The sequence below is a fragment of the Caenispirillum bisanense genome, assembly GCF_900230255.1.
GTDB lineage: Bacteria > Pseudomonadota > Alphaproteobacteria > Rhodospirillales > Rhodospirillaceae > Caenispirillum > Caenispirillum bisanense_A.
The window spans coordinates 1-9,610 of record NZ_OCNJ01000026.1 but is presented as its reverse complement, the minus strand read 5'-3'; the positions used below and the strand labels follow the sequence as shown (position 1 = coordinate 9,610).

The window sequence follows — 9,610 nt, the reverse complement described above, 5'->3', positions numbered from 1 at the left end:
CGTATCAGGCCGATGCCAGGCCAAGGCCGAAGAATGACGCCACCTGCTTGATCGGGAGAACCGCGCACAGCCGCACCACGCTGTCGGCCAGCCGCCGGGTGACGCGGGCATGGCGGTCCAGCCACGTCAGCCGCTCCAGTTTTTGGCCGCAGTGCGGGCACGCCACCCGGCGGCGCGGCACCGATAGCCACGTCCGGGCCTCCAGGATCGGCAGGTCCCGCACCATGCGCATCTCGACGTCGTGGACGCTGTCGCCTCGGTTGCCGCAGCCGTCGCCGATCATCCCGCCGCTCGGCCGGCGATCGAGGTGGACCCAGATCTCCGGCGTTTCACCCTCGCGGCGCTCGACGCGCTTGACCCGGTAGCCTTCCCAGCCGCCGAGCCACGACATAGACTCTCCCACGGGCAACGGTGCCTCTCTGGCAGTCTGCGATGTTTGGCGACTACCAGTTTGTCAGAGAGCGCCGTTGTCCGCCGCCTTCCCCGGAATCTCGTGAAGAACCCAAAATAAGCGCTCGCCTTGCGCAGGATCTCGTTGGCCTGCCGCAGTTCCCGGTTCTCACGCTCCAGGGCTTTGAGCTTGTCGGCCATCTCGGTCGGGATGCCGGCCCGCTGACCGCTATCCACCTCGGCCTTCTTGACCCATTCATTGAGCGTCTGCGCCGCGCACCCGGTTTTGGCCGAGATCGACAAGATGGCCGCCCATCGGGACTCGTGCTGGCCCTGATGGTCCAGCACCATCCGCACCGCCCGCTCGCGGACTTCAGGGGAAAACTTGTTCATCGTCTTGCTCATGAGGGCTCCATCCTACTCTGGAGTTGGAGCCTCCGGCAAACCCGGCGCGGTTCACCCTGACCGGTTCTGGGGGGACGGCCGGACGCTTACGAACCTCGTCGACGCGATCCGTGAAGACCGGCGTCGCCGACTGAATAACGACGATCGCCCCCCAGAAGATGTCGATCATGCAGAGCTCCGGACTGACGCAAGGAAGTCTTCCACCTCGCGCCTCAGCAGGTCAGCGTCACGCGCCAGTTCCGCCGCAGCTGCGACCACTTGTTCTGAAGCGTGGCCCGCTTCTCCGGCAGCTTGCGTGACCCCTTCAATGTTCCGGGTCACCTCTGTCGTTCCAGCGGAGGCCTGATCGACATTCCGCGCGATCTCCTGCGTTGCCGCATCCTGCTGCTCTACGGCACTCGCGATGGTCGCCGCCACCTCATTCACTTCCGCCACCCGGCTGACGATTTCTTCGATTGCCTGGGCAGCGGTTTGAGTCTCGCCCTGCACGCTGTTGATCTGGCGGCTAATGTCCTCGGTCGCGCGGGCCGTCTGGTTGGCGAGATTCTTCACTTCATTTGCCACAACGGCGAATCCCTTACCTGCATCGCCGGCGCGCGCGGCCTCGATGGTCGCATTCAATGCCAGAAGATTGGTCTGATCGGCAATGTCAGTGATTAGATCGACGACATCACCGATCTTCGCGGCAGCCTCAGTGAGACCTTTCACCACCTCGTGAGTATGCCGCGCCTGCTCCGCCATTCGTCCAACGACCGAGCTGGAGTGTTGCACCTGCCGGCCGATTTCGGCGATGGAAGACGAGAGTTCGTCGGCCGCCGAAGCCACTGTCTGCACGTTGGCCGAAGCCTGTTCCGAGGCGGCCGCGACGGCAGTTGCCTGCCGCGCTGTTTCTTCCGAAATGGACGACATGGACTGCGCGGTCGACTGCATCTCGGTGGCTGCGGAGGACACGCTCTCGACCACCTTTCCGACGCTGGCCTGGAAGCGGTCGGCCATTGCATTCATGGTGCGGCGCTTTTCTTCGGCAGCACGCACTTCCGCCTGGCGCTGTTCCTCTTCCATGGCCTTCACGCGAAGGGCGTTCTCCTTGAACACCTGGACCGCCTTCGCCATAGCTCCGATCTCATCGCGGTGCGACATGGCCGGCACGTCCGTGTCGAGTTGGCCCTCAGCCAGCCTCTGCATGGCAGCTGTCATTTCCCGGACAGGGCGAGTGATGCCCAAGGCAATCAGCAGGGCCGCGGCAATGCCCAGAACAAGTGCTCCGGTACCAATGGTGAGGCTCACGGTTTGCGAAGAGTTGATCGCGGCAGTACTCGACCTCAGCTGTTCCACCATGCGCTCGTCCATGACCTTTTTGGCTTCAGCCGACGTATCGGCGAATGTTGCCGCCTCGGCCGCCATGGTGTTGACGATCAGCTCGTTCAAGGCGAAAGCGGCAGAAGCAATGCCGTCGAACGACGTGCGGTAGCGCTCTGCCATCTCCTGAACTTCACGTGCCAAACGTCTTGCATCAGAGTTCGTCAACTGGCGCTCCAGAGACTGGGCCCGGCTCACGAAGGCATCGATTCGCTGGTTCGTCGTGTCGACCAGATCACGGGTCGGCGTGGCGAGAAAACGAACGGCGGAAATGCGGGCCAACATCAGCCCTTCCTGGGTCTGTCCGGCCAATGCTGCTGCCCTCATGTCGCCTTCGGCCATTGCGGTCTCGATGACGGAGGTCAGCTTCCGGCGGGCCTCGGCCCCGAGCTCATTGATGCCCTCTGCCACGAGGTTCTCCTGCTCGTGCCGGAGTTCGACAACTCTGTCGAAGTTCGCGCCGTAGGAGCCGACGAGCGACAGAAGCCTCTCGTAGCGAGCCCGCCGGCTAGCGTCGAGCGTCCCTTGGATCAGCTTTTCAAGGTCCTTCGTGAGCATCGCACGAAGGCGCGCGACTTCGTTGGCGGCTGCCTCGGACCCATTGTTTGAGAAGACGATGACGTTGCGCCGCATATTGGCGACGTTCGCATCAATCCGCCCGATCTCCATCGCATTTTCGGCTACCCGAGCGTACTCCGCCATCGAGTTCTTCGCGTTGTCGCCAGTTCGATCGCTGAGGAGTATCAACACGCCCATCAACAACAGAACGAGCCCGAAGCCGACGGTGATCCTGGCACCGATTTTGAACCGCGACATCCAACTCATTTTTCCCTCCCGCGCCGATGTCGATGCACGGGCGCTAGAATTATTCGATCTATCCAATATCGCAAGCAAAACAGGCATTCTGGAGGGGCATGGCCGACAGGCGTTCCATGCGTTCCACCGGCGCGTCCGCGCCATAAATGCCTCCACGTTGCGCTGCGCGTGGCCTTGGGACGGTCTGCCCCTCTGTGACAGCGTGCTTGCGACACTCTGATGGGTGCCGTTTAGTGAGCAAGACGCAGGGGGATGTGAGCGATGTCGAAGGCTGTGCCTACGTTTGCAGTTGATGGGGCCGTGCCTTCACCGGCATCTCCGGATCCGGAGGTGCCGATGAAGGCACGGCGGCGCACGTTCACGGCCGCCTACAAGCTGGCGATCCTCGCGGAGCTCGACAAAGCCAAGCCCGGGGAGACCGGCGCAATCCTCCGGCGGGAGGGCCTGTATTCGTCGTCGCTGGTCGAATGGCGACGGCAGCGTGCGCAGGGGGCCTTGCGGCCGAAGGAGCCTGTCCGGCGGGGGCCGCCGGCCGTTGCGAATGCGGCCGACGTGGCCGAGCTGGAGCGGCTTCGGCGAGAGAACGCACGGCTGGAGCGTCAACTCGCCAAGGCGCAGCTTGTCATCGATATCCAAAAAAAAGCGTGTCAGATCCTGGAGATAGAACTCGCCGATCCCGACGAGCCGACCTGACGGCCCTGGTTGCCGAGGTGCCGCGCGGCTGCCGCAGGGCGGTCTGCGAAGCGCTGGGGCTGCCACGGGCCAGTTACTACCGTCGGGTGCGGAGACAGCATGAGCCGCCGCCGGCGGCGCGTCGGCAGGCGCGGGCGCTCACCGCAGCCGAACGGGATCATGTCCTCGCCGTGCTCCATGAGGATCGTTTCGTCGATCTTCCGCCAGCCGAGGTCTACGCCACGCTGCTCGATGAGGGCACCTACCTGTGCTCGATCCGGACGATGTACCGGGTCCTGGCGGCCAACAAGGAGGTGCGGGAACGCCGCGACCTCCTCCGCCACCCCGTCTACGCCAAGCCCGAGCTGCTCGCGACCAAGCCGAACCAGGTGTGGTCGTGGGACATCACCAAGCTCAAGGGGCCGGAGAAGTGGAGCTACTTCTACCTCTACGTCATCATCGACATCTTCAGCCGCTGCGTGGTCGGCTGGATGCTGGCCGACCGTGAGAGCGCCACGCAGGCGAAGAAACTCATCGCCGAGACCTGCCGCCGCCACGGCATCACGCCGGGCGCGCTGACGCTGCATGCCGACCGCGGCGCTGCCATGACCGCCAAGGCAACCGGGCACCTGCTGGCCGACCTCGGCATCACCAAGACCCACTCCCGACCCTACCAGTCGAACGACAATCCCTACTCGGAAAGCCACTTCAAGACCCTGAAGTACCGGCCGGAGTTTCCCGACCGTTTCGGCTCTATCGTAAGCGGGTCTCCTCCCCCACCTGTTGACGAAGCGCGCTCTGCCGCATCGTGATCGCTTTCCGAGGCGAGCGAGGTGCGGCCGCGATGGATGGCGACAGACTTGATGCCTGGCTTGGAGACAGAGATGAAGCCAGGCCGTACCAGCGTGTGGAGGTCATCACGGGCCGCCGGCAGCGCCGGCGATGGACGGCGGATGAGAAGGCGGAGATCGTGGCGGCGAGCGCGCAACCGGGCGCCAGCATTTCGGATGTGGCGAGGCGGTACGGCGTGAACCGCGGCCTGCTTACGGTGTGGCGACGGGACGCCAACATCGCCAAGGGAGCCGCGATCGCGGCCGGCGGTCCCTTCGCCGAGATGGTGGTCGAAGCTCCTAAGCTGGAGACGCGCCCGCCGCAGCCCGATGCACGGCGGCCGGGTCGCATCGACGTGGTGGTCGATGGCGGGCATGCCGTGCTGTCGGGCGACGTCGATCCCGCTTTGGCGGTCGCCGTCATCGGCGCCCTGCGGAGGCCGCGGTGATCGCGCCGCCGACGGGCGTGAAGGTGGTGCTCTGCACGCAGCCGGTGGACTTCCGCAAAGGGCACGACGGTTTGGCGGCGTTCGTGCAGGAAGCCCTGCGGCGCGATCCCTTCTGCGGCGACCTCTTCGTTTTCCGCTCGAAGCGGCTGGACAGGGTCAAGATCCTGGCGTGGGACGGCAGCGGCCTGTGCCTGTTCTACAAGCGGCTGGAGACCGGCCGCTTCACGTGGCCGCCGGTGCGTGACGGTGTCGTCACGGTGTCGCCGGCGCAGATGGCGATGCTGCTCGAAGGGCTCGACTGGTCGCGCGTCTGGCGGCGGTCGGTGGAAGCGCCGAAAGCCGCCTGTTGAGCCGGTTTCCGGCTGGCTCGGCGGGGCCGGAGCGGGTAAAATCCGGCCATGCCGCTCGACCTCGACGCCCTGCCGACCGATCCCGCCGACCTGCGTCGGCTGGTTCTGGCGTTGGCCGAGGAGCGCGACGTCGAAAAGGACCGCGCCGACCGCCTCGAGCACCTCCTGGTGCAGTTGAAGCGGCTGATGTTCGGCCGGCGGTCCGAGAAGCTCGATCCCGACCAGTTGGCCCTCGCCTTCGAGGACCTGGAGCAGAGCATCGCCGCCGTCCATGCCGAGATGGACGCGGCCGCGCCGGTGGAACGGCGCCGTCGGCGGACGGGTGACGAGCGGGCCTCGCTGCCCAAGACCCTGCCCGAGATCGAGCGCGTCATCGACGTCGCGCCCGAGGACAAGGTCTGCCCCTGCTGCAAAGGCGAGCGGCACGTGATCGGCGAGGACGTCAGCCGGCGGCTCGACGTCGTGCCGGTTCAGTACCGCATCCTCGTCACCCGGCGTCCGCGCTACGGCTGCCGGACCTGCGAGACCGGCGTGGTGCAGGCGCCGGCCCCGGATCATGTCGTGGCCGGCGGTCTGCCGACGGAGGCCCTGATCGCCCAGGTGCTGGTCGGCAAGTACGCCGACGGCCTGCCGCTCTATCGCCAGGCCCGCATCCTGGCGCGCCAGGGCATCGAGATCGACCGCTCGGTGTTGGCCGGCTGGGTCGGCCATGCCTGCTGGTGGCTGAAGCCGCTGTACGACCGGTTGCGGCTGCACCTGCTGTCGTCGGCCAAGCTCTACGCCGACGAGACGCGCCTGCCGGTGCTCGACCCGGGCCGCGGCAGGACCAAGACGTGCCAGCTCTGGGCCTATGCGCGAGACGACCGGCCCTGGGGCGGCGGCGATCCGCCGGCGGCCGCCTATGTCTATGCCGCCGGCCGCGCTGCGGACCACGCGCGCGATCACCTCGGCGGTTTCGCCGGCATCCTCCAGGTGGACGGCTATGCCGCCTACAAGAGCCTCGTCACGGCGAAGGCCGGCAAGGGCGCGGGCACGCCGCTGCCGATCACGCTCGCCTTCTGCTGGAGCCACCTGCGGCGCAAGTTCTACGAGCTTCATGTGAAGCAGGGCTCCCCGGTGGCCGCGGAGGCCTTGCGCCGGATCGCCGAACTGTACCGCATCGAGAGCGAAATCCGCGGCCGGGCGCCGGAGGAACGCCAAGCCGCTCGGGACGAGCGTACCCGCCCCCTGGTGGAGAGCATGCGGACCTGGATCGACGCCCAGCTCGCCCGCGTGTCCGGCAAGGCGCCGCTCGCCGAGATCCTGCGCTACGCCGTCAACCACTGGGCCGGCCTCTGCGTCTTCCTCGACGACGGCCGCGTCGAGATGGACTCCAATGCCGTCGAGCGCTGCATCAGGCCAGTGACTCTGGTCAGGAAAAATTCGCTGTTCGCCGGTTCCGACGGCGGCGGCGACCACTGGGCCATCGTCGCGTCGCTCATCGAGACGGCGAAGTTGAACGGCGTCGAGCCTTTCGCCTACCTGAAGAGCGTCCTCGAGACGATCGTCATGGACTATCCCGCAAGCCGGTTGGACGAGCTCCTGCCCTGGAACTGGAAGACCGCCGTCAACGGCTGATCGCCGTGGGCGATATGCCCCGGTTACTCAGATCCGGCTCGAAGGCATCCCCGAGCAGGCAAGCCGACACGGCACCAATTGCAACCATCAGCGCCGGCGGCGAGAATGGCGTGCGGGTGCTGACGAGCGGCCCGGCAATGACGGCGAAGACGAGGAAGCCGGCGAGACCGATCAGCGGCAGGAAGGCATCCGAAAGCGACGTGATCTCCATCATGCCCGGACAACGCCCTCAGCGGGGTTGGGTCGCACAGCCGCGCTACCATATGTCGAGTTGCGATGCTATCTGTCAAAGGGGGGACTCCAATGTCGGCCAGCAATATCTTGGTCGCCACCGACAACTCTATGCGATCCGAACTCGCAATTCTCCGCGCTGCAAGGATACGAGAGCAGTATGCGGCGAAGCTGACCTTGCTTCATGTGGTCGACGATGATCAGCCGCCGGAGCTCATCAGCGACGCGTCATTGGGAGCGGAACGCCTGCTTCGCGAAGCTGCCGCGCGCATCGACCCATCCGGCGTTTGCGAGGTCGCCACCTTGGTGAGGGGCGGTGACCCCTTCGAGGTCATCGTCAATGTGGCACAAGAGCTGGCGGCAGACTTGGTCGTAATGGGAGCCCACCGCCGCCGTATCCTGAAGGACGTCTTCGTCGGAACTTCCATAGAACGCGTCATGCGCACCGGTTCAAAGCCAGTTCTGATGGTCAACCAGTCGCCGCGAGGGCCATACAAGAAGGTTGCGGTCGCTCTCGACCTTTCGGAAGTGTCGGCAATAGCCCTGAAGACAGCTCACGCTCTCGGGTTCCTCGGTAGCGCCGCCGTTACCCACCTGCACACGTTCGAACCGCTTGCCAAAGGTATGATGATCTATGCGGATCTCGAGAAGGACGTCATCGACGCTTACGTCGCCCGGGAAACGGTTGATGCACATCGTGCCGTCGACGCGCTGATCGCAGCTGTCGACGGCGGCTCAGCGGGCTATGATGTTCGCCTCGGTGAGGGAGCACCAGCGGCATTCATCAGACGTGCGGTGGAGGAGATCGCGCCAGATTTGTTGGTGATCGGTACGCGCGGCTTGAGGGGCTTTCAGCATTTTCTGCTTGGGAGCGTCGCAGACGAAGTGCTTCGCACTGTTGAGTGCGATGTTCTGGTCGTTCCTCCGGTATCCTAGGGCTGAGCGTGCCACGGAACGCCGTGGGAGACGTTCACTCTCTTGTAAAGCGTACTGCGCCGATTTGGCCTCGCGAACATCAGTCCAGAAAGAACATATGTCGGAACGAAAGAGGGTAGATCATGCTTGTTCAGGGAGTACATCTACCATCAATTCTTAAGCAATTCTTATGCAGAACTGCTATTCTAGCGCCTACCGGGTTTTTTATAGCCCTTCCCGCGCTTGGAAATGGCTTTGGCTCAGTCACCATTCTGGTAGCGGCCACTGTCTGGTCGCTGAGCGCAAGCATATACGGCGACGACACCCCGCTGCCCATTCGAGCAGTGGAAGGTCTTCTGTTGTATTTTGCAGCCGTACAGTCTGCGACCCTGCTGCAAATAGTTTCTGAGGTCCAGGCATGATTCGGCGGCGGACTGAACCGCGCCGGGTTTGCCGGAGGCTGATTGATCTTAGTTACGCGGCCACGGCATGGTGCACCAGGGCGGCGTAGTATTTCTCCTCTGCCTCGACGGGCGGGATGTTCCCGATGGGCTCAAGGAGCCTGCGATTGTTGAACCAGTCCACCCATGTCAGGGTGGCATACTCGACCGCATCGAAGCTGCGCCATGGGCCGCGCCGGTGGATGACCTCGGCCTTGAAGAGACCGTTGATGGTCTCTGCCAGGGCGTTGTCATAGCTGTCGCCGACGCTGCCGACCGAGGGATCGATCCCGGCTTCGGCGAGACGCTCCGTGTACTTGATGGACAGGTACTGCGACCCGCGGTCGGAATGGTGAACAAGTCCTGTGCCCTTGGCGGGCCGCCGCTGATGGACGGCCTGCTCGAGAGCGTCGAGAACGAAGCCGGCATGGGCGGTCCGACTCACCCGCCAGCCGACGATACGGCGGGCAAACGCGTCGATGACGAAGGCGACATAGACGAACCCTTGCCACGTCGCCACGTAGGTGAAGTCCGAGACCCACAGTCTGTTGGGCGCCGGCGCCCGGAAGTGGCGGTTCACCCTGTCCAGCGGGGACGGGCCGCCCTTGTCGCTGATCGTCGTTCTGACGGCCTTGCCGCGGATAACACCCGCTAGGCCCACCGCCGTCATCAGCCGAGCTACCGTGCAGCGGGCGACATCAAATCCCTCCCGCTGCATCTGCCGCCATACCTTTCGCACCCCGTAAACCTGGAAGTTCTCGTCGTGGACGCGCTTGACTTCAGGCAGCTGCACAGCGACATTGAACTTGACGAGCCAGCGACATTGTTGGTGACGACAGGGTCCGACCGGAGGGCGGGCGTAGCCCGGCCGTAGGTCGGACCCTGTCCGGCGCGGGTTTTGCCCTCGCCAGTGGCCGCGACGGCTGCCAAGGACATCCGGTCTTCAACCGCCAAGAAGATGACCGTGATGCCCGGCAGACCGATCACCGACCACCAAGCGAGGTTGTACATGACCCTGAGAAAATCGCATCGCCGGATTACGGCATCGGCCATGGCCGGCTTCAGCCCCAGCACGGGCGCGCGGCTGGAGACGGACCCGCGCCTGCCGTCGCAGAAGAAGGCCGACCGGCGCCATG

At 64.8% G+C, this 9,610-nt stretch carries 8 protein-coding genes and 4 pseudogenes; 6 read left to right on the top strand and 6 right to left on the bottom strand.

All coding sequences use genetic code 11. The features are described 5' to 3' along the window. Positions 1 to 4: 4 nt before the first annotated feature. From CRP50_RS24505 to CRP50_RS24495, 4 genes and pseudogenes are all read right to left on the bottom strand, one after another. A complete protein-coding gene (locus CRP50_RS24505; protein ID WP_176525345.1) occupies positions 5 to 283 on the bottom strand; it encodes a transposase family protein in 279 nt (92 codons plus the stop codon). Between the two features lie 221 nt (positions 284 to 504). Continuing rightward, positions 505 to 795 (bottom strand): annotated as a pseudogene (locus tag CRP50_RS24500) (transposase); the annotation flags it as partial. Then, positions 764 to 964, bottom strand: coding sequence for a hypothetical protein (locus CRP50_RS25375; protein ID WP_141415257.1), 201 nt, complete (start codon positions 962 to 964; stop codon positions 764 to 766). The gene CRP50_RS25375 and the pseudogene CRP50_RS24500, both read right to left, overlap by 32 nt. Further along, entirely contained in the window at positions 961 to 2,979 is a 2,019-nt protein-coding gene (locus CRP50_RS24495; RefSeq protein WP_176525344.1) for a methyl-accepting chemotaxis protein, read from the bottom strand. Before CRP50_RS24495 ends, CRP50_RS25375 begins: the two co-directional genes overlap by 4 nt. A 252-nt stretch (positions 2,980 to 3,231) precedes the next feature. Between CRP50_RS24495 and CRP50_RS26270 the strand changes: the two are divergent. The 4 genes and pseudogenes from CRP50_RS26270 to tnpC form a co-directional block, all read left to right on the top strand. After that, a pseudogene (locus CRP50_RS26270) lies at positions 3,232 to 4,409 on the top strand (IS3 family transposase); the annotation flags it as partial. 77 nt (positions 4,410 to 4,486) lie between these two features. Further along, positions 4,487 to 4,921 carry an IS66-like element accessory protein TnpA gene (gene tnpA, locus CRP50_RS24480; protein ID WP_097281824.1) on the top strand — a complete coding sequence of 145 codons (435 nt, stop codon included), beginning with the start codon at positions 4,487 to 4,489 and terminating at the stop codon, positions 4,919 to 4,921. Beyond that, positions 4,918 to 5,271: an IS66 family insertion sequence element accessory protein TnpB gene (tnpB, locus tag CRP50_RS24475; protein WP_097281823.1), complete on the top strand. Its 354-nt coding sequence runs from the start codon at positions 4,918 to 4,920 to the stop codon at positions 5,269 to 5,271. The genes tnpA and tnpB overlap by 4 nt, the downstream gene beginning before the upstream one ends. A 48-nt stretch (positions 5,272 to 5,319) precedes the next feature. After that, on the top strand, positions 5,320 to 6,888 hold the full coding sequence (gene tnpC / locus CRP50_RS24470) for an IS66 family transposase (RefSeq protein ID WP_097281822.1): 1,569 nt from the start codon (positions 5,320 to 5,322) through the stop codon (positions 6,886 to 6,888). On the opposite strand, the gene CRP50_RS24465 is transcribed toward tnpC, so the two are convergent. Continuing rightward, positions 6,878 to 7,102, bottom strand: a complete 225-nt coding sequence (locus CRP50_RS24465) for a hypothetical protein (RefSeq protein WP_097281821.1) — start codon at positions 7,100 to 7,102, stop codon at positions 6,878 to 6,880. The two genes, tnpC and CRP50_RS24465, sit on opposite strands and share 11 nt — an antisense overlap. Before the next feature lie 89 nt (positions 7,103 to 7,191). Here CRP50_RS24465 and CRP50_RS24460 point away from each other — a divergent pair, with 89 nt between their 5' ends. After that, positions 7,192 to 8,055, top strand: a complete 864-nt coding sequence (locus tag CRP50_RS24460) for a universal stress protein (RefSeq protein ID WP_176525341.1) — start codon at positions 7,192 to 7,194, stop codon at positions 8,053 to 8,055. A gap of 453 nt (positions 8,056 to 8,508) precedes the next feature. On the opposite strand, the pseudogene CRP50_RS24455 reads toward CRP50_RS24460, so the two are convergent. Beyond that, positions 8,509 to 9,255, bottom strand: a pseudogene (locus tag CRP50_RS24455) (IS3 family transposase); the annotation flags it as partial. Positions 9,256 to 9,441: 186 nt separating this feature from the next. Between CRP50_RS24455 and CRP50_RS26265 the strand changes: the two are divergent. Next, positions 9,442 to 9,610, top strand: a pseudogene (locus tag CRP50_RS26265) (IS21 family transposase); the annotation flags it as partial.